Source organism: Spiribacter sp. 2438 (genome assembly GCF_009676705.1).
Classification (GTDB): domain Bacteria; phylum Pseudomonadota; class Gammaproteobacteria; order Nitrococcales; family Nitrococcaceae; genus Spiribacter.
The window spans coordinates 497,152-521,307 of the sequence record NZ_CP046046.1; the positions used below are offsets into that span (position 1 = coordinate 497,152).

The following is a 24,156-nucleotide window of genomic DNA, read 5'->3' on the forward strand; positions in this document are numbered from 1 at the left end:
GGCCGGTGCAAGGGGAAAGACATGACGACGCACACCGACACATGCCGGCGTTTCATCGTGACCGGACGCGTCCAGGGCGTCTGGTATCGGGCCTCCACCCAGGATCAGGCCCAAAGCCTGGGGCTTCGGGGGCAGGTAAGAAACTGCCCGGATGGCCGGGTGGAAGTCATCGCCTGCGGCGCACCCGAGGCGTTGAAGGCGCTGGAAGCCTGGCTCTGGGACGGGCCCGCGGAGGCCCGGGTTCGCAGCGTCGACTCAAGCCCGGCGGACGATCCGAGTCATCCGGATTTCGTGATCGCCTGAGAAGCGGCGCACCGGCGCTTTACCGGATAATCAATCCATGGAAATATATGGCGCCATGCGGCCAAGAGGAGCACGATGAGAACCTTCCGAATGATGACAGCCGGGCTGTTGGGGCTGTTCATGAGTCTGCCACTGACCGCTCTTGCTGAAGAGGGCGATCCGATTCTGGGTCGCGAGAAAGCCTATACCTGTATGGGATGTCACGCGATTGACGGTTACCGCAATGCCTATCCAGCCTTTCGGGTGCCTCGCATCGGCGGGCAGCACGCGCAATACATCGTTTCCTCTCTGCAGGCCTACAAGAACGGTGATCGGCGGCATCCCACCATGCAGGCCATCGCTGGGACCCTGTCCGAGCAGGACAAGCGGGACATTGCCGCTTATTTTGAGGCCTTCGGGCGGAGTGAAACACCATGAACCGATCCATCGCTTTCGTGCTGGGTCTCGTGATGAGCCTGGTCGGCTCCGCCGCATCGGCTCAGGCCGTCGGTGATCCGATTGCGGGCCAGGAAAAGGCTCAGACCTGCATTGCCTGTCATGGGGCGAAAGGCGCTGCGGACAATCCCGAATTTCCGATTCTGGCGGGTCAGCATGCCGACTACCTGCTGCATACCCTGCGGGCCTATCAGTCCGGCGACCGCGTCAACGCCATCATGAACGGGCAGGCCGCCAACCTCAGCGAAGAGGACATGCGGGATTTGGCGGCTTTCTACAGCCAGCTGGAGCCGGCGCTTCACACCCCCGATCGATCGCGCAGGTAGGCGTAGCCACTGCGGTAGTCCGGATGCCTGAAGCGGTAGCCGCTGGCCACTAGCTGCTGATTGCTGCATCGCCGGCCGGCGTTGTCACTCGCCTCCCTCGGCGGTGTGGGACACCCCAGCACCCCCGCCATCCAGTCCATGATTTCGCATTGGGTGCAGGGGTGGTCGTCGGTGGCCACGTAGACGGGTGCCGGCGACGGCAGGTCACCCAGGTGGCACAGGACTCCCACGCAATCATCTTCGTGAATGCGGTTGGTATAGCGGGGCGGATGATCACCGCAGGCCCCTCCACGGCGCACCCGGCGGACCAGCGCATCCCGATCCGGGCCATAAATGCCCGAAAACCGCACGCTCACCGACCGGCCGCCATGGGTCGCGGCAACCGACTCGGCTTCCAGAAGCCGCTGCCCCGAAAAACGCGCTGGCTGCGTGGGGCTGTGCTCATCCACCCAGTCGCCCCCGGACTGGCCGTACACTCCGGTACTTGAGACAAAAATCAATCGGGCATGACCGCTGCCGGTGGTCTGCAGTGCGGGGAGCAGCCGGGACAGACCCTGGACATACGCGGCCTGATAGCCGGCGTCGTCATAGCTGGGCGGGGTCAGGATGTAATAGACCCGGTCAAGCTCCGAGGGCAGAACCGCGGGTAGCGGGGTTTCCAGCAGGTTGGCCGCCACCGGTTCAATACCGCCTGGCAGGGAGGCCGGGGACCGGCGCAGCCCGAAGACTTGATGCCCTGCCGCCGCCAGTCTTTGGCCCAGGCGGCTGCCAAGCCGCCCGCAGCCAACAATCAGGATGCGCTCACTCATTGGGGCTAGAATAACGGCTTCATTCCGTTGGAGGACAGGTCATTGGGTGCCAATCGTCTGGCGCGACTGCGTGCCACGCTGGATCGCCGCCAGCCAGACTTGCGAGTGCTGATGGAGGAGGTGCACAAGCCCCATAATCTCAGCGCGATTTTAAGGACCTGCGATGCTACCGGCGTGTTTCAGGCCCATGCGGTGCTGCCGGGGCGGGAGCTCGAGATTCATCGGCACTGCTCGGCGGGGGCCGGCCGGTGGGTGCGGGCCGTCACTCACGACGACATCCAGCAGGGCATTCAGGCCCTGCAGGCCGAGGGGTTGCGGGTGTATGCGGCGCACCAGTCGCCCCAGTCCGTGGATTTTCGGCAGATTGATTATACCCGGCCCATGGCGGTGCTGATGGGGGCCGAGCGCTGGGGGGTCAGCGCCGCGGCGGCGGCTGCCGTTGATGGCCATCTCACCGTTCCCATGATGGGGCTGGTGGAGTCGCTGAACGTGTCGGTGGCGGCGGCGGTGATTCTGTTCGAGGCTCAGCGCCAGCGCGAGGCCGCCGGATTTTACGACGCGCCCCGGCTGGATCCGGAAACCTACCGGGTCACGCTGTTTGAATGGCTCCATCCGAGGCTGGCCGAGCATTGCCGAGTCCGCGGATTGCCCTACCCGGCGCTGGATGAGGATGGCGACCCGATTCGCTCCAGCAACGCCTCGAGGGCCTGATCCAGGGGCAGGTCCTCACTGGCCTCGGCCTGCCGGGATCGGTACTCCAGGGTACCCGCGGCCAGGCCCCGATCGCCGATGACGACCCGATGGGGGAGGCCGATCAGTTCCATGTCGGCGAATTTCACGCCGGGGCGGGCGTCCCGGTCATCCCACAGGGGGTCGATGCCCGCGGCGCGCAGACCGTTATAAAGCGCTTCGGCCGCCTCGGTCACCGCCGGGGAGCGGTCGGCGCCAATGGTGACAATGGCGACATCGAAGGGCGCCAGCGCAGCGGGCCAGACGATGCCGTGCGAGTCATGGTTCTGCTCGATGGCGGCGGCCACCACCCGGGACACACCGATGCCGTAACAGCCCATGATCAGCGGCTGGTGGTCGCCATTTTCATCCAGCACCCGAGCGTCCATGGCCTCGCTGTACTTGGTCCCCAGCTGGAAGATGTGCCCTACCTCGATGCCGCGATGGATCTCCATGCACCCGCCGGCCCCGCAGGGGCAGGGTTCACCGGCGACCACGTTGCGCAGGTCGGCCCGGGGCGGACGGGGCATGTCCCGCTCCCAGTTGAGATTGATCCAGTGCCAGTCGGCCCGCCCGGCGCCACTGGAGAAGTTGGTCAGGGTGGCGGCGCGATGGTCCACCCGCTGGGTCAGGTCCGCCGGCAGATCGCGGGGGCCAATGAATCCGCGGGGAGCGCCGGTGGCCGCCACCGCCTCCGCCGGCTCCGCCAGTCGAACCTCGTCGGCCCCCAGGGCGTGGGCGGCTTTCACCAGGTTGAGTTCGTCATCGCCGGCAATGAACAGCACCGCCGGGGAGTCATCGGCCATGACCACCACGCTCTTGACGACCTGTGAGGGGGCAATGCCGAGGGTCTCGCACTGCTCGGTGACCGTCTGCACGCCGGGGGTGGCGACCTCTTCGGCGGGCAGGGGGTCCGCCGCCGGGGCAGGCGGCGGCGCGCTGGTGGCGAGTTCGATATTGGCGGCGTAATCACACTGGCTGCAGCTCGCAATCTCATCCTCGCCGGACTCCGCCAGCACCATGAACTCCTCGGACACGCTACCGCCGATGGCACCGCTGTCGGCCCCCACCGACCGAAAACGCAGCCCCAGCCGCTGGAATACCCGGGAATAGGCCTCGTGCATGTCCCGGTAGGTGGACTCCAGGGATGCCTGATCCAGATGGAAGGAGTACGCGTCTTTCATAACGAATTCCCGGGCCCGCATCACGCCGAACCGAGGCCGTATTTCGTCCCGGAACTTGGTCTGGATCTGGTAATAGGTCAGGGGCAGCTGCCGGTAACTGCGCAGCTCCCGACGGAGGTAGTCGGTGATGACTTCCTCGTGGGTCGGCCCGACGCAGAAGTCCCGCCCATGGCGGTCCTTGAGGCGCAGCAGCTCCGGGCCGTACAGGGACCAGCGGCCGGACTCTTCCCACAGCTCTGCTGGCTGCACCGCGGGCATCAGCGTTTCCAGGCCGCCGATGCGGTCCATTTCCTCGCGGACGATCCGCTCCACCCGCCGAAGCACACGCAGGCCCAGGGGCTGCCAGGTATAGAGGCCGGCGCCCAGCTTTTCGATGAGGCCGGCCCGCAGCATGAGGCGATGGCTGACAATTTCCGCGTCCGCCGGGGTCTGTTTGCTGGTGAATAGTGGGAATCGGCTTGCGCGCATGCCTTCCTGTCCTGTGGGTATTGAAGGACACAGGTTAGCCGACCGGGCCGAAGGCGCCCACCCCCAGGCTTGACGCCCCATGCGGCGCCCCGTAACTTGACCGGCTTTCAACGATTCGGGCGTTGGTCAATCCGTAGCCGGGCAGGGGACATGCGACACATCATCTCCATCCTCGTCGAGAACGAGTTCGGCGCGCTGGGCCGGATCGCGGGCCTTTTCACCGCGCGGGGCTACAACATCGACTCCCTGACCGTGGCGCCCACCGATGACCCGACGCTTTCCCGGATGACCCTGGTCACCCAGGGGGACGATCGAATCGTTGACCAGATTCTCAAGCAGCTCAACAAGCTGCTCGACGTGGTGAAGGTCCTGGATATCACCGAGGCCACCCATATCGAGCGGGAGTTGATGCTGGTGAAAGTCCAGGCAACCTCCGGTGAGACCCGCGAGGAGTTCAAGCGCCTGGCCGACATATTCGACGCCTGCATTGTCGATGTGACCGACAAGACCTACACCATCGAGGTGATCGGCCGCAGCAGCAAACTGGATGCGTTCCTCGAGCTGCTGGACCGAAAGACCCCCATGGAAGTGGTGCGCTCCGGGGTCATCGGCATTGCCCGTGGCGAAAAACAAATGCGTGTATGAAACAACCACTCGGGGGAGCCATGAAGGTTTACTACGACAAAGACGCCGACCTTTCCATCATTCAGGGCATGAAAGTGGCCATTCTCGGCTATGGCTCCCAGGGGCATGCCCATGCCAACAACCTCAAGGAATCCGGGGTGTCCGTGGTTGTGGGCCTGCGCGCCGGATCCGGCAGCGCCGACAAGGCGAAAGCGGCGGGCCTGGAAGTGGCCGAGGTCGGCGATGCCGTGGCCGCCGCGGATCTGGTCATGATGACCCTGCCGGATGAGCATCAGCCGGCGGTCTACGAAGCGTCCGTGGCGCCCAACCTCAAGCAGGGCGGTGCCATTGCCTTTGCCCACGGGTTCAACATCCACTACCAGCAGATCGAGCCTCGGCCGGACATGGACGTGCTCATGATTGCTCCCAAGGGCCCGGGTCATCTGGTGCGCTCCACCTACGTTGAGGGCAACGGCGTGCCCAGCCTGATCGCCGTGCATCAGGATGCCAGCGGACGGGCGCGGGAGATTGCCCTGTCGTATGCCTCGGCCAACGGCGGCGGTCGCTCCGGCGTCATCGAGACCAGCTTCCAGGAGGAAACCGAAACCGACCTGTTTGGCGAACAGGTGGTGCTCTGTGGTGGCATCACTTCGCTGATCGAGGCGGGTTTCGAGACCCTGGTGGATGCCGGCTATGCGCCCGAAATGGCCTACTTCGAGGTCTTGCACGAGACCAAGCTGATCGTCGATCTGCTGTATCAGGGGGGTATCGCCAACATGCGGTATTCCATTTCCAATACCGCCGAGTACGGCGACTTCACCCGCGGACCTCGGGTGGTCAACGAACAGTCCCGCGCCGCCATGAAGGAGATCCTCGAGGAGATCCGCAATGGAGAATTTGCCAAGGAATTCGTCCTCGAAAGCAAGGCCGGCGAGCCGCGCCTCAAGGCCATGCGCCGGCGGGCTGCGGAGCATCCCATCGAGGAAGTGGGCTCCCGGCTGCGGGACATGATGCCGTGGATTCAGGCCAACAAGCTGGTGGACCGCAGTCGTAACTAGCCGACGGTCAAACTCCCCGATGAGCGTGGTGGCCGGCGAAGCCGCTGCGCCGGGGCGGAGGTAGTCATGAACGACAATCCCGAGCCCCACGATCGCCCCCGCCGCCGACGGCGGGGGATCTACCTGCTGCCCAACCTCATCACCACCCTGACCCTTTTCTTCGGCTTCTATGCGGTGGTGGCGGCACTCTCCGGTGCCTATGAACTGGCGGCCATCGCCGTGCTGGTGGCCATGATCATGGACGGGCTGGACGGCCGGGTCGCCCGGTTGACCGGCACCCAGAGCGACTTTGGCGTGCAGTACGACAGCATCGCCGACATGGTGTCCTTTGGCGTGGCGCCGGCCCTGGTGGTCTACGCCTGGGCACTGGCGGATCTGGGGGATCTGGGCACGGTCTGGGGCAAGCTCGGCTGGCTGGGCGCCTTTATCTTTACCGCCTGTGCCGGCTTGCGGCTGGCGCGTTTCAACACCCAGGCCGGTGTGGCGGACAAGCGCTACTTCCAGGGGCTGCCGAGCCCGGCGGCCGCCGCCGTGCTGGCCGGCCTGGTGTGGGCAGGGGACCGGCTGGATTTTGCCGGCTGGCCGCTGGGTATTCCCACCCTGATCATTACGGTGGCGGCTGGCGTTCTGATGGTCAGTAACGTCCGCTATGACAGCTTCAAGGAAATCGACTTCCGTTACCGGGTGCCCTTCGTGGCCATCGTGCTGGGTGTGATGGCGGTGGCCCTGATGTCGCTGCATCCACCCACGGTGCTGTTTGCCCTGGCCCTGACCTACATGCTCTCCGGGCCGGTGTTGACGGTGCTGCGGCGGCGCCGGCGGCGCAAACGGCGTCATGCAGGTTAGTATTGGGGCAGGAGCGCGAGGAGGAAGGGGCATGGACACTGTGGATCGCTTGATCATTTTCGACACCACCCTGCGGGATGGCGAACAGAGCCCCGGGGCGTCCATGACCCGGGAGGAGAAGGTTCGTATCGCCCGGGCGCTGGAGCGGTTGCGCGTGGATGTCATCGAAGCCGGTTTCCCGGCGGCCTCCCAGGGCGACTTCGAATCGGTGAAGGCGGTGGCCGAGACCGTTCGCGAGGCCCGGGTCTGCGGCCTCGCCCGTGCCAATGACGAGGATGTGGATCGGGCGGGCGCCGCGGTCAAGCCGGCAGCGGCCGGGCGGATTCATACCTTCATTGCCACCTCGCCGGTGCACATGGAAAAGAAACTCCGGCTGACGCCGGACCAGGTGGTGGAGCGGGCGGTGGCCGCGGTCAAGCGCGCCCGTCAGCACTGCGACGACGTCGAGTTTTCCCCCGAGGACGCCGGGCGATCCGAGCCGGACTTCCTCTGCCGGATCATTGAAGCCGCCATTGATGCCGGTGCCGGCACCATCAATATCCCGGACACCGTGGGCTACAACCTGCCCGAGCAGTTTGCGGGCCTGATCCGGGATCTGCGGCAACGGATCCCCAACGCCGACCGCGCGGTATGGTCCGTGCACTGTCACAACGACCTGGGGCTGGCGGTGGCCAATTCGCTGGCCGCAGTGCAGGCCGGAGCCCGCCAGGTGGAGTGCACCATCAACGGCCTGGGTGAGCGGGCGGGCAACGCCGCGCTGGAGGAGCTGGTCATGGCCCTGCGTACCCGCCAGGACGAGTTTGCCTGCGCGTCGCGGGTAGAGACCCGGGAGATCCTGCCCACCTCTCGCCTGGTGGCCAACATCACCGGCTTCGCCGTGCAGCCCAACAAGGCCATTGTGGGCATCAATGCGTTCGCCCACGAATCCGGCATCCATCAGGACGGCGTCCTCAAGCACCGGGAGACCTACGAAATCATGCGGGCCGAGGACGTGGGCTGGGGCACCAATCGTATGGTTCTCGGCAAGCACTCGGGTCGCAATGCCTTTCGCAGTCGTTGTGAAGAAATCGGCATCAACTTCGAAACCGCCGGACAGCTCAATGAGGCGTTTCAGCGTTTCAAGGAGCTCGCGGACAAAAAGCACGAAATTTTTGATGAGGACCTGCAGGCGCTGGCCAGTGAGGCCGTGGCGGCGCTGGAGGAGGAGCAGACCATCAGTCTGGTGGCCTTCCGCTGCTGCTCGGAGACCGGCGAGACCCCGGTTGCCGACGTCACGCTGCTGATGGACGGGCAGGAAACCCATCACCAGGCCTCCGGGGACGGGCCGGTGGACGCCGCCTTCCGAGCCATTCAGGGCATTGTCCAGCTGGACGCGGAGTTGCTTCTCTACTCGGTGAACAACATCACCACCGGCACCGATGCCCAGGGTGAAGTGACCGTGAGACTGGAACGGGGCGGTCGGGCCGTGAATGGTCAGGGCGCGGATACCGACATCGTGATTGCTTCGGCCAAGGCCTATCTGCATGCGCTCAACCGGTTGCGGCGGGGCGCGAGGCGCACCCATCCCCAGACCGAGGGCGTTTGAGCGGGAGCGCCGGGCATGACGAGCCTCGATCCGCGACGGCAACGACTGCTGGCAGCCATGGGGTTGACCGCCTGGTCGGAACAGGCCGCGCCGGCCCCTGACCGGCAGGCGAGCGCCGGGGACTGGGCCGCACTGGAATCCCGCATTGCCGCCTGTCAGGGCTGCCCGCTGCACCTGACCCGCCGTCGGGCGGTGCCGGGGGTGGGAGACCGCGCCGCTCCGTTGATGGTGGTGGGGGAAGCGCCGGGTGCCGAGGAGGACCGCCGGGGGGAGCCCTTCGTGGGTCGCGCCGGGCAGCTGCTGGACGCCATGCTTGCCGCCATTGGTCTGGATCGCCAGTCCGGGGTGTTCATTACCAACGTGATTAAATCCCGCCCTCCGGATAACCGCGATCCCAGGCCGGAGGAAATGGCCGCCTGCCGACCCTGGTTGGAGCAGCAGATCGCCATGATTCAGCCCCGGGTGATACTGGCGGTGGGCAAGGTTTCCGCTCAGGCGCTGACCGGGCAGACCGGCACGCTGGGTCGGCTTCGCGGGCGCTGGCATGCCGGGCCGGACACGGGGGTTCCCGTCAGGGTGACCTATCACCCGGCGTATCTGCTGCGCCGGCCGGCGGCCAAGGCCCAGGCCTGGGAGGATCTGCTGGCGCTTAAAGCGGCGCTTCGGGAGGCGGCATGAGTCAGCGCTCCGAGGCGGTGCTGCCGGTGATCCGACCCATGCGGCCCGGCGATCTGGAGGCGGTCTACCAGGTGGAGTCCACCGCCTATCACTACCCCTGGACCCTGACAATTTTTCGTGACTGCCTGCGGATGGGCTACGAATGCTGGATCCAGCTGGCCACGGATCGCGTGGTCGGGCACCTGGTGCTGGCCATGGGCCCGGGGGAGGCTCATATCCTGAATCTGGCGGTGCATCCGGAGTGGCACAATCGGGGATTCGGTCGGCGGCTGCTGGAGAAAGGCCTGACCCGCAGTGAACGACTGGGTGCCGAATCGGTGTTTCTGGAGGTCCGGCCCAGCAACGAATCGGCGGTGCATCTCTATCGCACCATCGGGTTTCGCCGGGTCGGGCGGCGCCGGGATTATTATCCCACCGAAGACGGGCGCGAGGATGCGCTGGTCATGCGCTATACCCTGCGGGAAGTTATGTCCGCCTCTGGTCGCTGACCGGTGCCGTCATCGGTCCGCCGCGGCGAAGCCGCCGTGCAGGCCCGCGTTCTGGCTTTTATAATCGCGCCCTCATTTCTTCAGCGAAGAGGCCAGGATTCATGGCTGATCAATCGGATCCCGGAGAACCCCGGGGCCTGACGGTCTGGCAGGTGATTAAAAGCACCCTTGCCGCCGCTTTGGGGGTGCAGAGCGAAGAGGCTCGAGAGCGGGACTTCAGCCGCGGCAACGCCACCACGTTCATCATCGCCGGCTTCGTCTTCACCGCGGTGTTCGTCGTGGTATTAATGGGCGTCGTCTGGTTCGTGATTAACCGACTGACCTGATCGGCATCCGGCGGGTAACCGCCCGTTCACCGCGGAGGGCACCAACCATGCATCGGGGAATACGCGCCGGCGCCCTGGCCTTTCTGGGGGTGCTGGCGGTGGGGTTGGCCGCCCTGCCTGTCATCAATGGCATTCATGCCGAGCGGATCTACCGAACCCAGGTGGACGCCGCCGAGGCACAACTGCTGGCCAGTGGCCCGAATGCGCCGACCCTGGCGTTGATGGAGTATCAGCGGGGGCTTTACCGCTCCGAGGCGATCACCCGGGTGACCTGGCCCGAGGCAGCGGCGGACCCGGTCTGGCGGCATGCCCTGGAGCTGCCGGAGGGACCGCTCGAGCTCGTGCTGGAGACCACGGTTCGGCACGGCATTGATGGCGTGCGGTACCAGGGCGGCCTGACCGGTGACGGCCCGGTGGTACGCTGGCTGGAGGCCCTGGGAGGCGGCCCGGAGAGTCTGCAGCTGGCCGGCCGGATTGGCTATCGGGCGCAGACCATGACCCTGGAAGTCGCCGAGCTGGATGGCAGGCTGCCCCCGGCCGAACAGCTCCACCTGAACAGTGGGGCCCTGTCGCTGGAGTTGCGTTATCACCCGCGCCGTGAGGCGCTGGATGGTCAGCTGGAATGGCCGGGGCTGACCCTAACCGATCCCCGGGGCGGCGACACCATCACGCTCAGAGAGGTCAGCGGCGGCTGGCAACTGGCCTGGCTGGCAGTCGATGATCAGGGTCTCTGGGTGGGAGAGAACCATCTGGACACCGGACTGGTGGTGCTGACCTCGCTGGATCAGCCGCCGGTTCGGGTGGACGGGCTGCGGCTCGCCACGCGATCCCGACTGGCGGACAGCGGCCACATGACCGTCGGCGCCTCGCTGGACTGGGACCGCCTCAGCGTTGCACCGAATCCGACCCTGGACGGCGGGCTGGCACTCAAAGCCGAGGGCCTTCCGCTGGAGCCCTTCCTGGCGTTGAGCGCCGGCGACGCGCTGGACGCCGATCTCCTGGCCCGGCTCGCCGAGGGTGGGCCCCGTTTGAGCCTGGAGCGGTTGCGGCTGGCCGCCGGCCCGGGGCGGGGCGTTGCGGCCGATGGCTCGCTACAGGTCAGTCCCGCCATGGCGGGGCCGCTGCGTCAGGGGGTGGGCTCCTGGACCCTGCTGGCGTTCGTGGATGCCGGGGTCTCGCTGACTATGGATCCGGCGCTGGCGGATCAGATGGCCCCCGTCCAGCGGGACTGGCTCCGCCAACTGGAAGCCTTCGGCGTGCTTCGTCGAAGCGACGACCAATGGCACACCGAACTGACCTTTCAGGACGGGGCGCTGCGGGTCAATGACGTGCCCTGGTGGCGCATGCCCTAGAGCCGTTCGATGCGCTGGCGCTGCTCCGCCAGACGCTCCAGTGAGCCGGTCATGTCCGCCAGTTTGTCGCGCTCCCGTTGTACCACCTCAGCGGGGGCGCGGTTCACAAAGGACTCGTTGTCCAGCTTGTTCCGGGTGCGCTCGTAATCCCGGGTCAGTTTTTCCCGTTCCCGATCGATGCGGGCGAGCTCGGCATCACGGTCAATCAGGCCGGCCATGGGCACGCGAATCTCCAGCTGATCCACCAGTGCCAGGGCCGACTCCGGCGCGGTTTCCCCCGCCTCCAGGACTTTGACGGACTCCAGGCGGGCCAGAAAATCCAGGGCCGGCCTGTGTCGCTCCAGTCTTTCCCGATCGCTGGCCGAACTGTTCTGCAGCAGCACCGGCAGCGGCTTGCCCGGCGGAATGTCCATTTCACCACGGATGCGTCGAATACCCAGAATGAATCGCTGAAGCCATCGGATGTCGGCTTCGGCGGCGGGGTCTTCGCGCCCGGGCTCCGCCACCGGGAAGGGCTCGGTCATGATGGTGTCGCCGGATTTGCCCGCCAGCGGCGCCAGTCGCTGCCAGATCTCCTCGGTAATGAAGGGCATAATGGGATGCGCCAGGCGCAGCACGGCTTCCAGTACCCGAACCAGCGTCTGCCGGGTGCCACGGCGCTGGTCGGCGGTGGCGTCACCCTGGAGCACCGGCTTGCTGAGTTCCAGGTACCAGTCGCAGTACTCATCCCAGAGAAATTCGTAAATGGCCTGCGCCGCCTGATCCATCCGGTACTGCTCGATGGCTTCGGTCACCGCGGCCTCGGTCTTCTGCAGTCGCGAGATGATCCAGCGCTCGGCATCCCCCAGGATCACGGTTTCGCCGTCGCTGCCGCAGTCTTCCCCCTCGGTATTCATCAGAACAAAGCGGGCGGCATTCCAGAGCTTGTTGCAGAAGTTGCGATAACCATCCACCCGGCCCATGTCAAAAACCACATCGCGCCCGGTGGTGGCCAGGCTGGCAAAGGTGAAGCGAAGGGCATCGGTGCCATGGGCGGCGATACCCTCGGGAAAGGCCTGTCGGGTCTGGCGCTCGATGGCTTTGGCGCGCTGGGGCTGCATCAGGCCAGTGGTGCGCTTGCGCACCAGGGATTCCAGATCGATGCCATCGACGATGTCGATGGGGTCCAGCACATTGCCCTTGGATTTGGACATCTTGGTGCCTTCGGAATCCCGCACCAGGCCGTGGATGTAGACCTCACGAAACGGCACGTCATCGCGGAAGTAGAGCCCCATCATGATCATCCGGGCGACCCAGAAGAAGATGATGTCAAACCCGGTGACCAGCACGTTGGTGGGGTAGAAGGTCGCCAGCTCGTCGGTTTCCTCCGGCCAGCCCAGGGTTGAGAACGGCCACAGTGCCGAGGAAAACCAGGTGTCCAGGACGTCCTCGTCCTGGCTGAGGGGGTGGTCCGCGGGCAGGTTGTGGCGGGCGCGCACATCGGGTTCGTCCCGGCCCACGTAGACATTGCCCTGGGCGTCGTACCAGGCGGGGATGCGATGCCCCCACCAGAGCTGGCGGCTGATGCACCAGTCCTGAATGTCTTCCAGCCAGTTGTAGTAGGTCTTGGTCCAGTTCTCCGGGACAAAACGAATCTGCCCCTGGCGAACCGCCTGAATGGCCGGTCGGGTAATGGCGCTCCAGCCGCCGGGGCGTCCGTCCTGCTGAACGTCCCGGGTGAGGTCCACGAACCACTGATGGGTCAGGTAGGGCTCGACCACCACCCCGGTGCGGTCGCAGCGGGGCACCATCATTCGGTGGGGGTCGATGCCCTCCAGCAGTCCGGCGGCGTCCAGATCGGCGACAATTCGCTCCCGGGCCTCGTAGCGATCCAGCCCCTGATAGGCGGCCGGCGCGTTGTCGTTGATGCAGGCCTGCTCGGTGAGGACGTTAATGGGTTCGCAGCCGTGCCGCAGGCCCACCTGGTAGTCGTTGAAATCGTGGGCCGGGGTGATTTTGAGGCAGCCGGTGCCGAACGCCGGGTCCACGTACTCATCCGCCACAATGGGGATACGCCGCCCCACCAGCGGCAGCCGGACGTAGCGTCCCACCAGGTGCCGGAAGCGCTCATCCTCCGGATTGACCGCCACCGCGGTGTCACCCAGCATCGTTTCCGGGCGGGTGGTGGCCACCACCAGATACTCATCGCTGTCGTCCAGGGGATAGCGCAACTTCCAGATGGAACCCTGCTCTTCAGCCGACTCCACTTCCAGATCGGACACGGCGGTCTGGAGCACCGGATCCCAGTTCACCAGTCGCTGGCCGCGGTAGATGAGCCCTTCCTCGTAGAGGCGCACGAACACTTCCTGGACGGCGTCGGAAAGCCCCTCGTCCATGGTGAAGCGTTCCCGGGACCAGTCCACCGACGCGCCCAGTCGGCGCATCTGGTTCTGGATGGTGCCACCGGACTGGGCCTTCCACTGCCAGATGCGGTCGACGAAGGCCTCGCGCCCGAGATCATGGCGGGTCTTGCCTTCCTCATTGAGCTGGCGCTCAACCACCATCTGCGTGGCGATACCGGCGTGGTCTGTGCCGGGCTGCCACAGGGTCCGATCGCCGGCCATGCGGTGGTAGCGGATCAGAATGTCCATGAGGGTGTCCTGAAAGGCATGCCCCATGTGCAGGGTGCCGGTGACATTGGGCGGCGGAATCATGATGCAGTAGGGCCGGCCATTGCCGCGGGGCTTGAACTGCTCGTTCTGCTCCCAGCGCTGATACCACTGGCGCTCGATGTTGGCCGGGTCGTAGGTCTTGTCCATGGATTCAGGCAGCTCCTAGTGCTCCAGACGGTGAGACTTCAGTTCGGCCCCCGCCTGCTGGTAATGGCGGTACCGTTGTCGCCCGGTGTCCCGAATCCGGGCATCGGCGTTAATGATTTCGGCAATGCGCTCACGCTGCGCCCAGTCCGCCGGCGTATCCTCCGACAGGTTGATGAGCAATCGGCCGGGGCATGCTTCGGTGGTGATCACGACGGGGTTGTCTCCGCCAAGGGGCTCGCGTCCGTGAGGGACGAAACTCTGCTCATCGAAAGTCCACAGCGCTTCGTCCAGGCGCACGGCCATGGCCTCGTCCTGCGGGCGGATCAGCACCGTCAACCCCTTCCGCCAGGCACGCGCGGCCAATCGACAGCAGAACTGCTCCCGGGCATCCGCGCCCTCGCTGGCAAGAATGTAGAAATCGATGCGCGGCATCATCGCCCCGGCGGCTGTACCATTGGTCCCCGGCGCATCGCCCGTTTGAGGAAGCAAGCATTGCACCAAATCGGAGAGGTTACCGCAGCCACGGGGTTCATGTCGTGGGCCTGAACCGGCTGACCCGTTACCTGCTGAAAGAGATATTGACCAGCTGGCTGGCAGTGACGCTGGTGCTGTTGGTGGTGCTGCTCACCAATCGACTGATCGATTTCATGGCGGACGCAGCCCGAGGCGACATTCCGCCGGATGTCATTTTCGTGATGCTCGGCCTTAAGGCGGCAGCCAATGTGGGCGTAGTGTTGCCGGGCAGTTTTTTTCTGGCACTGGTGCTGGCGCTGGGGCGTCTCTACCGGGATTCCGAAATCACGGCCATGGCCGGGTGCGGGATTGGCCCGGATCGGCTGTATCGGGGCATCCTGGCGGCGGCCGCACCCCTGGTGCTGGTGGTCGGCGCGCTCACGCTGAGCGTGGGGCCGGCGGCGGAGCGTCAGGCCAATCAGGTGCTGGCGGAGGCGCGCCAGAGTGCACAGTTTGCGGGCCTGCAGCCGGGCCGCTTCCAGGCGTTTGGCGGTGGCACGGTGGTGTACGCCGGTGACGTCGACGATCAGGGCCGAATGCAGGCGGTTTTCGCCGAGCGACGTCTGGGCAACGGGCGGCGGGAGATCTGGGTGGCCGAACAGGGCCGCCGGGCGGTGGATGAAATGGCTCCAGGGGAATTTCTGGTGCTCGCGGATGGTCGGCGCTATCGCGGGGAGCCGGGCACCGGTGCCTGGCAGACCCTGGCATTCCAGGAGTACGGCGTGCGCCTGGCCGAGCCGCGCCCGGTTTCTCCCCGGGTAAGCCTGGATGAGCTGGCTCTGCGGGATCTGGCGCAACGGCCGGATGCGGGAGCCCGGGCCGAGTTGCTCAACCGGATGTCGTTTCCGTTGATGGTGGTGATCCTCGCGCTGGCCAGCCTCCCGCTTTCCCGGTCAGGGCCCCGCAGCGGGCGGTATGGCCGAGTGGTCACGGCGGTCCTGCTGTTCATGCTTTACTTCAACCTTCTCTATGCGGTGTCGGACTGGACGGTTCGCACCGGTGTTCCGGCCTGGCTTGGGGGCGTGCTCGTGCACGGCGCCGCACTGATGGCCGTTCTGCTGGCCCTGCGATTCATGCTGGGCCTGCAGCTGCGGCGGCGGGTTTGACGGTGATGGCCATGTCCCGGAGTCCCTTGTTCTCCCGGCTCGATCGCTACGTGGCCGCCACCGTGACCGCCGGTGCTCTGGTGGGGCTGGCGGTGATTGTTTGCCTGAGCTTTGTGTTCGAGTTCATCGACAAGGCCGACGACATTGGCGTGGGGGACTACCAGCTGGCCGACGCGATGCTGGCGGTGGGGCTTTCCATGGTGCAGCGGGGTTATGAGGCCTTTCCCATGGCCACCCTGCTGGGTGCGTTGGTCAGCCTGGGCGCCCTGGCGGCCCGCAGTGAACTGACGGTTATGCGGGCGGTGGGTCTGTCGCCGGCGCGCATCGCGCGCCCGGTGGCACTGGCGGCGACCATGCTGGCGCTGATGGCCGCCGTGGTGGGCGAGTGGGTGGCGCCATCGGCCTCGCGAATGGCCGAGTCCGTCCAGGCCCGAGCCAGCGACGGACAGCTGGGGTCGGCGGCGGGCCGGTTGTGGGCCCGGGATGGTGAGTGGGTGCTCCACGTCGACCGGGTGCTGGCAGCGGATACCCTCGCTGGTGTCACCGCGTTTCAGGTTGATGGTGACCGGCTCGTGCAGGTGGTGGTCGCGCCGGGCGCGCGCTTCGAGTCGAGCCGGTGGCAACTGGCCGATGCGCGGGTCAGCCGGTTCTGGTCGGAGGGCGTGGATGTGAGGGAAAGCGCTGATTTCGCCCTGGGAGGCGAGCTGCGGCCCGACATGCTGGAAGTCGTGGTGGTGGATGCAGCGACCCTGTCCGCCACTGAAATTCGGGAGTACGTCCGCTATCTCGAAGCCAATGACCTGGACAGCGCGCGGTATCAACTGGCCTTCTGGGAGAAAGTCGCCACGCCCCTGGCCACCGTGGTCATGCTGCTGCTGACGGTGCCGCTGGTTTTCGGGCCGCAGCGCAGTAACAGTGCCGGGCAGCGGATTTTCATCGGCGTCATGATCGGTCTGGGTTTCTTTCTGCTGAATCGGTTTCTGGGCAACGCCGGCATGATCTACGGACTGCCGGCGCCCCTGAGCGCTTTGCTGCCCACGTTGCTGGTAGGGGTGGTGGCCCTGGTGGGCATTCGCCGGGCCGGTTAGCTGTGCCGCTCGTCCAGGTAAAGATAGGTTCGGGACAGGCGGTCGTGCCAGGTCTGGCCCTCGCGGTCCAGCAGGGCCCAGAGGAAACCCAGTCCCACCGGTAACCAGGACACCAGGGCCATGGCGAAGCGGTAGGAGGCGGCCCGGGCGCTCACCCGCTGGCCGTTGGCGTCAATCAGGCGAAGGCGCCATGCCTGCATCCCCAGCGTGCGACCGCCGATGCACCAGAAGCCGACGAAGAAACCCCAGGCCACGGCGAGCAGATAGATCTGAAAAGCGATTGAGCCCGGCTCAGCGGCTTCGCCGCCCCGAAACCCCACCCAGATGGCGCCGGCGCCAATCCACAGCGCAATCAGCAACATGCTGTCGTAGAGAATCGCCGCGAGACGGCGCAGCAGACTGGGTCGGTGTTCGTCGGGAATCATGCCGATCCTGTGAACAAGTGGCGCTCCCACGGGGATTTGAACCCCGGTTTCCGCCTTGAGAGGGCGGCGTCCTCACCACTAGACGATGGGAGCGTGATCGCGTTGCCCTGGAGGTGGCCGATGATCGGCCCCGACAACAAGGGCTGGTATTATACGGGCTCGTTTTTGCCGTACAAGAGGCGCGGAGCAGCCCGTGAGTCAATCCGGACCATCATCCATCGAGCCGACAATTGTCCCTCGGGACCAGCATATCGTCTCCCGCTCACAGATCAGCGAGCGAGCCCTGACGGTGCTCTATCGGCTCAAGAACGCGGGTTACGGCGCCTATCTGGTGGGAGGCGGCGTGCGGGACCTGTCTTTGGGTCGGGAGCCCAAGGATTTCGACGTCGCCACCGACGCCACCCCGGATGAGGTCAAGGCTCTGTTCCGCAACTGCCGCCTCATCGGTCGGCGTTTTCGTCTGGCGCACGTGCACTGGGGGCCGGAGATCATCGAGGTGGCCACTTTTCGCGCCCTGGCTCCGTCGGACGATGCCGACGAGGGGGAGCGGGTGCTCGAGGACGGCATGATCCTGCGGGACAATGTTTACGGCACCATCGAAGAAGATGCCCTGCGCCGGGATTTCACCATCAACGCCCTCTACTACAACATCGCCGACTTCTCGGTGGTGGACTACACCGGGGGAATGGCCGATCTCAAGGCCGGGCGACTGCGCCTGATCGGCGATCCCGCCGTTCGCTATCGGGAGGATCCGGTGCGAATGCTCCGGGCGGTGCGATTTGCCGCCAAACTGGGATTCGTGATTGATCCCGAGACGGCGCTGCCCATCCCCCGAATGGCGGATGCGCTGGATGAAATCCCGCCGGCGCGGCTGTTCGACGAAGTGCTCAAGCTGTTCATGGCCGGGCAGGGGGTGGAGACGTTCGAGTCGCTGCGGCAGCACGGGCTTTTCCGGTATCTGTTCCCGGCCACCGACACGGCCCTGGACGATGATGAGCACGGTCAGTTCGTGACCTTCGTGGCCCGGGCGCTGGAGAGCACCGATCGACGGGTCAATGAAGAGCGCCCCGTGACCCCGGCCTTTCTGTTTGCGGCGCTGATCTGGCCTGCCATTCTGGCGCAGCTGCCCAAAGGCCGGCTGTCGCCGGATCTGGACCGGGAGCTGGTGGAGCAGGCCATTACCGAGGCCCTGGAGCGTCAGCTGAGGCAGGTGGCCATCCCGAAGCGCTTTGCCATGCCCATGCGGGAGATCTGGGCACTACAGCCGCGCTTTGACACCCGTTCCGAGAGTCGGGCGAAACGCCTTTTTTCCCATCCGCGCTTTCGGGCCGCCTATGATTTTCTGCTGCTGCGTGGCGAGGCGGGACTGGTGGACCCGGAGCTCGCCGACTGGTGGCGTGCCTTCACCACCAGCAGTGCCGATGCGCCGCCCCCCACACCGGCACGCCGTCGTCGCCGCGGTGGACGGCGGCGCAAGCCACCGGTCGCCGACGGGCCGGAGGGCTGACGCTTGCCCGTGACGGCTTACATCGGCATCGGCAGCAATCTCGATCAGCCCGTGGATCAGGTAAAACGGGCGATCGAGGCGCTGGATCGTCTGCCCGGGTGCTGCTGCACGGCCGTCTCGCCCCTGTACCGCAATCCACCCATGGGGCCGGCGGGTCAGCCGGATTACGTCAACGCGGTGGCCGCCGTGGAGACGGCCCTGGAGCCCCGGGAATTGCTGCTCGCCTTGCAGGATCAGGAGGCCCGGGCGGGTCGCCGCCGTAACGGTCAGCGATGGGGGCCGCGGCCGCTGGACCTGGACATTCTGCTCTATGGTGACCAGGTCATTGCCGAGCCCGAACTTGATGTGCCCCACCCCGGGATTGCGGAGCGGGCGTTCGTGCTGGTGCCACTCGCCGCCATCGCGCCCGGTCTTCAAATTCCGGGTGCCGGTGAGGTGTCCCGCCTGCGGACGCTGATCGACGCCGAAGCGCTGGCGGTGGTTGAGGAATCAGCATGAACCTCGAGGGTCTCCAGCACATCGTGGTCGAGGGCCCCATTGGTGCCGGCAAATCCCGGCTGGCCAATCAGCTCGCCGAGCGACTGGGCGGCGAGCCGCTTCTTGAACAGAGCCAGGACAATCCGTTCCTTGAGCGTTTTTATCGCGATCCGGCCAAGGCGGCGTTCCCCACCCAGTTGTTTTTCCTGATGCAGCGGGCGGAGTTACTCGGGCGGGTGCGTCAGGGGGATCTGTTTGCGCCCCGGGTGGTGGCGGATTTTCTTTTTGCCAAGGATCGATTATTCGCGGAACTGAATCTGGACGCCCATGAGTTCGATCTTTACCAACGGGTCTGGAGCACGCTGGTGACAGCGGTGCCAACCCCCGACCTGGTCATCTATCTGCAGGCTCCGGCGGGAGTTCTCCACGAGCGACTGCGACGTCACGCCAGCGGCCCCGAGGCCGGTCTGGAGGGCGATTACCTGGAGCGCCTGGCGAGCGCCTACGTGGATTTTTTTCACCACTACGCCGATTCGCCGGTTCTCATCGTCAACAACGCCGCCATCGATCCCGCGGACGATCCCGATCATCTGGACATGCTGCTGGAGGAAATCGGGCGCATGCAGTCGGTTCGGCATTACTTCAACCTCGATAGCAGCGTACTCTGAGAGCCATGAGTCGATCCGTCAGTGTTGCAACACTCCGCCGCATGAAGCGTGAGGGTCAGCCCATTGTTGCGCTGACCGCCTATGACTACGCGCTCGCCCGAGCAGTGGACGAGGCCGGGGTGGACGTGGTCCTGGTCGGCGATTCCCTGGGCATGGTGATTCAGGGGCATGCCGGCACCGTCCCGGTCACCCTTGAGGAGATGGCCTATCACACTCGGTGTGTCGCGCGGGGGCTGGATCGGGCGCTGTTAATGACGGACCTGCCGTTCCTCAGCGATTTCGATGCCCGGAGTGCGCTCGAAAGTGCCTCGGTGCTCATGAAGTCCGGTGGCGCCCAGATGGTCAAGATCGAAGCCACCGCCGAGCAGGCTCCCATTGTCGCGGCGCTGTCCCGGGCCGGGGTGCCGGTGTGCGCGCATTTCGGACTGCGTCCCCAGCGCGTGCTGCAGATGGGCGGATATCGGGTTCAGGGGCGCGGTGAGGATGGTGCCGAGGCGGTGCTTGCCGATGCGCGGGCGCTGGCCGACGCCGGCGCCGATGTGTTGCTGGTGGAGTGTCTGCCCGCGAATCTGGCGGCCAGGATCCAGGCCGAGGTTGACGTCCCACTCATTGGCATTGGCGCCGGACCCGGTTGCGATGGCCAGATCCTGGTCATTCAGGACATGCTGGGAATCACTCCGGGTCAGGCACCTCGCTTCTCCCATGATTTCCTGGCGGACACCGGCAGCATCCAAAGCGCTCTCAGCGCCTATGCCGAGGCGGTGCGGAGCGGTCAGTTCCCTGCCCGTGAGCACTGCTTCGACTAAAGCCCATGCAGCCCATTGAGTCCATCGAGGCGATGCGCCGTCAGGTCCGGGACTGGCATGTGGCCGGGCTGACCGTGGGCTTCGTGCCCACCATGGGTAATCTCCATGGCGGCCATCTGTCCCTGGTGGACGAGGCCATGGCCCGCAGCGATCGCGTGGTGGTCAGCATTTTTGTCAATCCCGCCCAGTTTGGTCCCGGCGAGGACTATGAGACCTACCCGCGGACCCGTGAGTCCGATCTCGCCTTGCTGGAGGATCGGGGCGTGCACTGCGTGTTTCTGCCATCGGTGGCGGCCATGTATCCGGAAGGCGGGCTGTTGCGGACCCGGGTGGAGGTGCCCGCCTTTAACGGCATGCTCTGCGATCTGTCCCGCCCCGGATTTTTCAATGGCGTCGCCCTGGTGGTGACCAAACTCTTCAACATTGTCCGCCCCGATCTGGCGGTATTCGGATTAAAGGACTACCAGCAGTTCCTGGTGGTCCAGCGCCTGGCCAGGGATCTGGATCTGCCCATCGAAATTATTGGGGCCGCGGTGGCCCGGGAGCCTGACGGCCTTGCCATGAGCAGCCGCAATGTCTACCTCGGCGAGTCGGAGCGGGCGCGGGCGCCGGTCCTGTATCAGACGCTCTGCGCGCTGGCGGATCGCCTCCGGGCGGGCAACACCGACCTCGCCGGCCTCCGCCGGGAGGCAATGGAGGCGCTGTCTGCTGCGACGATGAAGCCTGATTACGTGGAAATCCGTCGTGCCGGCGACCTCGGGGAGCCGGGCCCGGGTGACCAGGACCTGGTGGTGGCCGGAGCGGCTTACCTGGGCCGGGCCCGGCTGATTGACAACGTCCGGGTGAACCGACCGCCCATCGACTGACGAGGAATCCGCATGGCTTCAATTGAATCCCTGCCGGCCTGGCAGGCGTTGCAGGGTCAGGCCGAGCGTGCTGCCGAACTGTCCATCAACGGGCTGTTCGCGCAGGACCCGCACCGCTTCGAGCGGTTCTCTCTGGAAGTGTCAGGACTGCTGCTGGATGTGAGCAAGCAGCCGGTGGATGACCCCATCTGGAGTGCGCTGCTGGCGCTGGCGCGTGCGCGCAATGTCGAACAGCAGCGTGATGCCATGTTGCGGGGGGCGACGATCAACCACACCGAGGAGCGCGCGGTCCTGCACACGGCCCTTCGGGTGCCGGATGGCGGAGCCGGCTGGGCCGGCGCCCAGTTGGCGGAACAGGTCGAGGCCACCCGATCGCGCATGGCCGAGATGGCCGCGGCGATACGGGCGGGTCAACGCACCGGGGTCACCGGCAAGCCGATTCGGCATGTCATCAACATCGGGATTGGCGGTTCGGATCTCGGCCCCCGACTGGTCATGGACGCTCTGGCGCCGCTTGCCGATGGGCCGGAGGTGCATTTCGTCGCCAATGTGGACGGGGTGGAACTGGAGCGCACCCTCAGCCGTTGTGACCCGGAGGCGACCCTGGCGTTAGTGGTGTCGAAGAGCTTCGGCACCGTGGAAACCATGGCCAATGCCTATCAGGTGATGGCCTGGCTGCGCCGCAGCGTCCCGGCTGAGGATGTGCTGGAGCGTCAGGTGCTCCCGGTGACTGCCAACCTGGCCCGGGTTCGTGAGCTGGGCCTGGATCCGGATCTGGCACTGCCCATGTGGGACTGGGTAGGCGGGCGCTACTCGCTGTGGTCGGCGGTGGGATTTGCCATCATGCTCGGCATTGGGCCCGAGCGCTTCCAGGCGCTGCTGGCGGGCGCCCATGACATGGACCGCCACTTTGCCGAAGCACCCCTCGACACCAACGCCCCGGTCTGGCTGGGCCTGTTGTCCGTGCTCAATGGCAGCCTGTTGAACCGGCGCAGTCAGGCGGTGATTCCCTACACCGAGCGGCTGGCACGCTTGCCGGCCTATCTCCAGCAGCTGGTGATGGAGAGCAACGGCAAGTCCGTGGACCACGAAAGCGTTGCGGTCGCGGTTCCCACCGCCGCTGCCATCTGGGGGCAGACGGGCACGCCGGGTCAGCATGCGTTCTTTCAGGCGCTCCATCAGGGCACGGACGTCATCCCCGTTGACTTCATCGGCGTCGCCCGGCCGGTGGCCGGTGAACGGGGTGACCCGCTGGAATTGACGGCCAATCTGTTCGCCCAGAGCCAGGCGCTGATGCAGGGTCGGGACGGGGCGGAGATGACGCCGGCCCGTCGCTGCCCCGGTAACCGTCCGAGCAACACCCTTCTGCTGGAGGCGCTCACGCCACGGCACCTCGGCGCGTTGATCGCGCTTTACGAGCATCGAACCTTCGTCGAGGCCGCCATTTGGGGGATCAATGCTTTCGATCAGTTCGGCGTCGAACTGGGCAAGGTGCTGGCGGCGGATCTCAAGCCCACACTCGCCGGGGCCGATGATGGGGGGTCGCTGGACGGCTCCACCGCCGGGTTGATCAACCGCTACCGTCGCTGGCACCGGTAAGCCGCCCCAGCGCCCAGCGGGTGTGCTCCCGTACCAGCGCCGAGGAGTGGTGCAGGCGTTCGCCAAGGGCCTGGATGGCGTCGTCTTCGGCCGGCCCATTGCCCAGCGCAACCGCCAGGTTACGCAGCCAGCGCTCATGGCCCAGCCGGCGGATCGCTGATCCCTCGGTTCGTTTCAGGAAAGTGGCCTCATCCCAGCGGAACAGTTCCACCAGCGTGGCGGCTTCCAGTCCATGACGCGGGTGAAAGTCGCCCTCATCCGTTGGCTGGGCATAACGGTTCCAGGGACAGACCGCCTGGCAGTCGTCGCAGCCAAAGACCCGGTTGCCAATGGCCGCTCGCAGCTCCTCAGGGATGCTGCCCTCATGCTCGATGGTCAGATAGGAGACGCAGCGGCGTGCGTCCAGCTGCCGCGGGCCGGTGATGGCCCCGGTGGGACAGACGTCGATACAGGCCCGGCAGCTGCCACAGAGATCCTCCACCGGCGGATCCTCCGGCAGCGGGAGGTCGGTAAAGATCTCCCCGAGGAAGAAATACGAGCCGGCATGCCGATTAAGCAGCAGTGTGTTCTTGCCGATCCAGCCCAGGCCGGCATTGCGTCCCAGGGCCTTTTCCAGCACCGGTCCGCTGTCCACGAAAACCCGATACCCGAATTCCCCCACCGCGGTCTCGATTCGGTCGGCGAGCTGCTGCAGGCGCTTGCGGAGCAGCTTGTGATAATCCCGGCCCAGGGCATACCGGGCGATAAATGCACGCCGGGGTTCATTGAGGATGACCGCATCCGCCTCCAGGTCGGGTGGGCGGTAGTCCATGCGCACGCTGATAATGCGAACCGTGCCCGGGACCAGCCGCTCGGGATGCGCCCGTTTGGTGCCATGGCGGGCCATCCAGCGCATGGTGCCGTGGCGGCCGTCCTTCAGCCAGCGCAGCAGGTGGGCTTCGTCGGTTTCCAGTGCCGGTCGGGCCACGCCCAGCTCGTCAAAGCCGAGCTCCGCCGCCCATTGACGGATGTCGGTCATTAGCCGTTGCATGTCGGTGTCTGGCTGCATCTTCCCAGTGTATCGACTCATGCGCCCCGGTTGTCAGCGAGCTA

26 protein-coding genes and 1 tRNA gene are annotated in these 24,156 nt (G+C 65.8%); 20 read left to right on the forward strand and 7 right to left on the reverse strand.

Annotated elements, in window-relative coordinates:
• The first annotated feature begins 21 nt into the window (after positions 1-21).
• The 3 genes from GJ672_RS02500 to GJ672_RS02510 all read left to right on the forward strand — a co-directional run bounded on the left by GJ672_RS02500 (position 22) and on the right by GJ672_RS02510 (position 1,064).
• Positions 22-303, forward strand: a complete 282-nt coding sequence (locus GJ672_RS02500; protein ID WP_154295726.1) for an acylphosphatase — start codon at positions 22-24, stop codon at positions 301-303.
• A 75-nt stretch (positions 304-378) separates the two neighbouring features.
• Positions 379-720 (forward strand): cytochrome c, encoded by a 342-nt coding sequence (locus tag GJ672_RS02505; RefSeq protein ID WP_154295727.1) that lies wholly within the window; start codon positions 379-381, stop codon positions 718-720.
• The gene (locus tag GJ672_RS02510; RefSeq protein ID WP_154295728.1) at positions 717-1,064 is read left to right on the forward strand and encodes a cytochrome c; all 348 of its coding nucleotides are present in this window, start codon (positions 717-719) and stop codon (positions 1,062-1,064) included. The genes GJ672_RS02505 and GJ672_RS02510 overlap by 4 nt, the downstream gene beginning before the upstream one ends.
• Here the strand turns inward: GJ672_RS02510 and GJ672_RS02515 are convergent.
• The gene (locus GJ672_RS02515; RefSeq protein WP_154295729.1) at positions 1,037-1,873 is read right to left on the reverse strand and encodes an SDR family oxidoreductase; all 837 of its coding nucleotides are present in this window, start codon (positions 1,871-1,873) and stop codon (positions 1,037-1,039) included. The genes GJ672_RS02510 and GJ672_RS02515 overlap by 28 nt on opposite strands.
• Before the next feature lie 42 nt (positions 1,874-1,915).
• Between GJ672_RS02515 and trmH the strand changes: the two genes are divergently transcribed.
• Complete coding sequence (gene trmH, locus GJ672_RS02520) at positions 1,916-2,584, forward strand: tRNA (guanosine(18)-2'-O)-methyltransferase TrmH (protein WP_154295730.1); 669 nt, start codon at positions 1,916-1,918, stop codon at positions 2,582-2,584.
• On the opposite strand, the gene GJ672_RS02525 is transcribed toward trmH, so the two are convergent.
• Complete coding sequence (locus GJ672_RS02525) at positions 2,524-4,254, reverse strand: proline--tRNA ligase (RefSeq protein ID WP_154295731.1); 1,731 nt, start codon at positions 4,252-4,254, stop codon at positions 2,524-2,526. The two genes, trmH and GJ672_RS02525, sit on opposite strands and share 61 nt — an antisense overlap.
• 150 nt (positions 4,255-4,404) lie before the next feature.
• Here GJ672_RS02525 and ilvN point away from each other — a divergent pair, with 150 nt between their 5' ends.
• The 8 genes from ilvN to GJ672_RS02565 all read left to right on the forward strand — a co-directional run bounded on the left by ilvN (position 4,405) and on the right by GJ672_RS02565 (position 11,211).
• On the forward strand, positions 4,405-4,899 hold the full coding sequence (ilvN, locus tag GJ672_RS02530; RefSeq protein WP_154295732.1) for an acetolactate synthase small subunit: 495 nt from the start codon (positions 4,405-4,407) through the stop codon (positions 4,897-4,899).
• A gap of 20 nt (positions 4,900-4,919) precedes the next feature.
• Entirely contained in the window at positions 4,920-5,936 is a 1,017-nt protein-coding gene (ilvC, locus tag GJ672_RS02535) for a ketol-acid reductoisomerase (protein ID WP_154295733.1), read from the forward strand.
• Between the two features lie 66 nt (positions 5,937-6,002).
• On the forward strand, positions 6,003-6,782 hold the full coding sequence (pssA, locus tag GJ672_RS02540; RefSeq protein WP_154295734.1) for a CDP-diacylglycerol--serine O-phosphatidyltransferase: 780 nt from the start codon (positions 6,003-6,005) through the stop codon (positions 6,780-6,782).
• Positions 6,783-6,813: 31 nt separating this feature from the next.
• Positions 6,814-8,367, forward strand: a complete 1,554-nt coding sequence (locus GJ672_RS02545) for a 2-isopropylmalate synthase (RefSeq protein ID WP_154295735.1) — start codon at positions 6,814-6,816, stop codon at positions 8,365-8,367.
• Positions 8,368-8,382: 15 nt separating this feature from the next.
• Positions 8,383-9,045 (forward strand): uracil-DNA glycosylase, encoded by a 663-nt coding sequence (locus tag GJ672_RS02550; RefSeq protein WP_154295736.1) that lies wholly within the window; start codon positions 8,383-8,385, stop codon positions 9,043-9,045.
• Entirely contained in the window at positions 9,042-9,533 is a 492-nt protein-coding gene (rimI, locus tag GJ672_RS02555; protein ID WP_154295737.1) for a ribosomal protein S18-alanine N-acetyltransferase, read from the forward strand. The genes GJ672_RS02550 and rimI overlap by 4 nt, the downstream gene beginning before the upstream one ends.
• A gap of 101 nt (positions 9,534-9,634) precedes the next feature.
• Positions 9,635-9,859 carry a DUF2970 domain-containing protein gene (locus GJ672_RS02560; RefSeq protein ID WP_154295738.1) on the forward strand — a complete coding sequence of 75 codons (225 nt, stop codon included), beginning with the start codon at positions 9,635-9,637 and terminating at the stop codon, positions 9,857-9,859.
• A 47-nt stretch (positions 9,860-9,906) separates the two neighbouring features.
• Entirely contained in the window at positions 9,907-11,211 is a 1,305-nt protein-coding gene (locus GJ672_RS02565; RefSeq protein WP_154295739.1) for a DUF945 family protein, read from the forward strand.
• Here the strand turns inward: GJ672_RS02565 and GJ672_RS02570 are convergent.
• Together GJ672_RS02570 and GJ672_RS02575 are read right to left on the reverse strand one after the other, a co-directional pair.
• On the reverse strand, positions 11,208-14,009 hold the full coding sequence (locus GJ672_RS02570; RefSeq protein WP_154295740.1) for a valine--tRNA ligase: 2,802 nt from the start codon (positions 14,007-14,009) through the stop codon (positions 11,208-11,210). The two genes, GJ672_RS02565 and GJ672_RS02570, sit on opposite strands and share 4 nt — an antisense overlap.
• A gap of 15 nt (positions 14,010-14,024) precedes the next feature.
• The gene (locus tag GJ672_RS02575; protein WP_154295741.1) at positions 14,025-14,444 is read right to left on the reverse strand and encodes a DNA polymerase III subunit chi; all 420 of its coding nucleotides are present in this window, start codon (positions 14,442-14,444) and stop codon (positions 14,025-14,027) included.
• Between the two features lie 101 nt (positions 14,445-14,545).
• Between GJ672_RS02575 and lptF the strand changes: the two genes are divergently transcribed.
• Both lptF and lptG read left to right on the forward strand, forming a co-directional pair.
• Positions 14,546-15,628, forward strand: a complete 1,083-nt coding sequence (lptF, locus tag GJ672_RS02580) for an LPS export ABC transporter permease LptF (protein ID WP_195759532.1) — start codon at positions 14,546-14,548, stop codon at positions 15,626-15,628.
• Positions 15,629-15,639: 11 nt separating this feature from the next.
• Complete coding sequence (gene lptG, locus GJ672_RS02585) at positions 15,640-16,716, forward strand: LPS export ABC transporter permease LptG (protein WP_195759533.1); 1,077 nt, start codon at positions 15,640-15,642, stop codon at positions 16,714-16,716.
• Here lptG and GJ672_RS02590 read toward each other — a convergent pair.
• Together GJ672_RS02590 and GJ672_RS02595 are read right to left on the reverse strand one after the other, a co-directional pair.
• Complete coding sequence (locus tag GJ672_RS02590) at positions 16,713-17,141, reverse strand: RDD family protein (RefSeq protein ID WP_154295744.1); 429 nt, start codon at positions 17,139-17,141, stop codon at positions 16,713-16,715. The two genes, lptG and GJ672_RS02590, sit on opposite strands and share 4 nt — an antisense overlap.
• Positions 17,142-17,159: 18 nt before the next feature.
• A tRNA-Glu gene (locus tag GJ672_RS02595) sits at positions 17,160-17,234 on the reverse strand.
• 100 nt (positions 17,235-17,334) lie between these two features.
• Between GJ672_RS02595 and pcnB the strand changes: the two genes are divergently transcribed.
• From pcnB to pgi, 6 genes are read left to right on the forward strand one after another with little or no spacing between them, the layout of a single operon-like run.
• Complete coding sequence (gene pcnB / locus GJ672_RS02600) at positions 17,335-18,648, forward strand: polynucleotide adenylyltransferase PcnB (protein WP_195759534.1); 1,314 nt, start codon at positions 17,335-17,337, stop codon at positions 18,646-18,648.
• A gap of 9 nt (positions 18,649-18,657) precedes the next feature.
• The gene (folK, locus tag GJ672_RS02605; protein ID WP_370517595.1) at positions 18,658-19,146 is read left to right on the forward strand and encodes a 2-amino-4-hydroxy-6-hydroxymethyldihydropteridine diphosphokinase; all 489 of its coding nucleotides are present in this window, start codon (positions 18,658-18,660) and stop codon (positions 19,144-19,146) included.
• Positions 19,143-19,793, forward strand: coding sequence for a deoxynucleoside kinase (locus tag GJ672_RS02610; protein WP_154295746.1), 651 nt, complete (start codon positions 19,143-19,145; stop codon positions 19,791-19,793). The genes folK and GJ672_RS02610 overlap by 4 nt, the downstream gene beginning before the upstream one ends.
• A gap of 5 nt (positions 19,794-19,798) precedes the next feature.
• Complete coding sequence (gene panB, locus GJ672_RS02615) at positions 19,799-20,599, forward strand: 3-methyl-2-oxobutanoate hydroxymethyltransferase (RefSeq protein WP_154295747.1); 801 nt, start codon at positions 19,799-19,801, stop codon at positions 20,597-20,599.
• Positions 20,600-20,604: 5 nt separating this feature from the next.
• Positions 20,605-21,465, forward strand: coding sequence for a pantoate--beta-alanine ligase (panC, locus tag GJ672_RS02620; RefSeq protein ID WP_154295748.1), 861 nt, complete (start codon positions 20,605-20,607; stop codon positions 21,463-21,465).
• A gap of 12 nt (positions 21,466-21,477) precedes the next feature.
• Positions 21,478-23,064 carry a glucose-6-phosphate isomerase gene (gene pgi, locus GJ672_RS02625; RefSeq protein ID WP_154295749.1) on the forward strand — a complete coding sequence of 529 codons (1,587 nt, stop codon included), beginning with the start codon at positions 21,478-21,480 and terminating at the stop codon, positions 23,062-23,064.
• Here the strand turns inward: pgi and queG are convergent.
• Positions 23,036-24,112, reverse strand: a complete 1,077-nt coding sequence (gene queG / locus GJ672_RS02630) for a tRNA epoxyqueuosine(34) reductase QueG (protein WP_229381930.1) — start codon at positions 24,110-24,112, stop codon at positions 23,036-23,038. The two genes, pgi and queG, sit on opposite strands and share 29 nt — an antisense overlap.
• Between the last annotated feature and the right edge of the window lie 44 nt (positions 24,113-24,156).

What these genes read in the sequence shown, in the direction of transcription:
- GJ672_RS02500 (WP_154295726.1), top strand. Translation starts at nt 22, where the DNA reads ATGACGACGCACACCGACACATGCCGGCGTTTCATCGTGACCGGACGC.
- GJ672_RS02505 (WP_154295727.1), top strand. Translation starts at nt 379, where the DNA reads ATGAGAACCTTCCGAATGATGACAGCCGGGCTGTTGGGGCTGTTCATG.
- GJ672_RS02510 (WP_154295728.1), top strand. Translation starts at nt 717, where the DNA reads ATGAACCGATCCATCGCTTTCGTGCTGGGTCTCGTGATGAGCCTGGTC.
- GJ672_RS02515 (WP_154295729.1), bottom strand. Translation starts at nt 1,873, where the DNA reads ATGAGTGAGCGCATCCTGATTGTTGGCTGCGGGCGGCTTGGCAGCCGC.
- GJ672_RS02525 (WP_154295731.1), bottom strand. Translation starts at nt 4,254, where the DNA reads ATGCGCGCAAGCCGATTCCCACTATTCACCAGCAAACAGACCCCGGCG.
- ilvN (WP_154295732.1), top strand. Translation starts at nt 4,405, where the DNA reads ATGCGACACATCATCTCCATCCTCGTCGAGAACGAGTTCGGCGCGCTG.
- ilvC (WP_154295733.1), top strand. Translation starts at nt 4,920, where the DNA reads ATGAAGGTTTACTACGACAAAGACGCCGACCTTTCCATCATTCAGGGC.
- pssA (WP_154295734.1), top strand. Translation starts at nt 6,003, where the DNA reads ATGAACGACAATCCCGAGCCCCACGATCGCCCCCGCCGCCGACGGCGG.
- GJ672_RS02545 (WP_154295735.1), top strand. Translation starts at nt 6,814, where the DNA reads ATGGACACTGTGGATCGCTTGATCATTTTCGACACCACCCTGCGGGAT.
- GJ672_RS02550 (WP_154295736.1), top strand. Translation starts at nt 8,383, where the DNA reads ATGACGAGCCTCGATCCGCGACGGCAACGACTGCTGGCAGCCATGGGG.
- rimI (WP_154295737.1), top strand. Translation starts at nt 9,042, where the DNA reads ATGAGTCAGCGCTCCGAGGCGGTGCTGCCGGTGATCCGACCCATGCGG.
- GJ672_RS02560 (WP_154295738.1), top strand. Translation starts at nt 9,635, where the DNA reads ATGGCTGATCAATCGGATCCCGGAGAACCCCGGGGCCTGACGGTCTGG.
- GJ672_RS02565 (WP_154295739.1), top strand. Translation starts at nt 9,907, where the DNA reads ATGCATCGGGGAATACGCGCCGGCGCCCTGGCCTTTCTGGGGGTGCTG.
- GJ672_RS02570 (WP_154295740.1), bottom strand. Translation starts at nt 14,009, where the DNA reads ATGGACAAGACCTACGACCCGGCCAACATCGAGCGCCAGTGGTATCAG.
- GJ672_RS02575 (WP_154295741.1), bottom strand. Translation starts at nt 14,444, where the DNA reads ATGATGCCGCGCATCGATTTCTACATTCTTGCCAGCGAGGGCGCGGAT.
- lptG (WP_195759533.1), top strand. Translation starts at nt 15,640, where the DNA reads ATGTCCCGGAGTCCCTTGTTCTCCCGGCTCGATCGCTACGTGGCCGCC.
- GJ672_RS02590 (WP_154295744.1), bottom strand. Translation starts at nt 17,141, where the DNA reads ATGATTCCCGACGAACACCGACCCAGTCTGCTGCGCCGTCTCGCGGCG.
- GJ672_RS02610 (WP_154295746.1), top strand. Translation starts at nt 19,143, where the DNA reads ATGAACCTCGAGGGTCTCCAGCACATCGTGGTCGAGGGCCCCATTGGT.
- panB (WP_154295747.1), top strand. Translation starts at nt 19,799, where the DNA reads ATGAGTCGATCCGTCAGTGTTGCAACACTCCGCCGCATGAAGCGTGAG.
- panC (WP_154295748.1), top strand. Translation starts at nt 20,605, where the DNA reads ATGCAGCCCATTGAGTCCATCGAGGCGATGCGCCGTCAGGTCCGGGAC.
- pgi (WP_154295749.1), top strand. Translation starts at nt 21,478, where the DNA reads ATGGCTTCAATTGAATCCCTGCCGGCCTGGCAGGCGTTGCAGGGTCAG.
- queG (WP_229381930.1), bottom strand. Translation starts at nt 24,112, where the DNA reads ATGCAGCCAGACACCGACATGCAACGGCTAATGACCGACATCCGTCAA.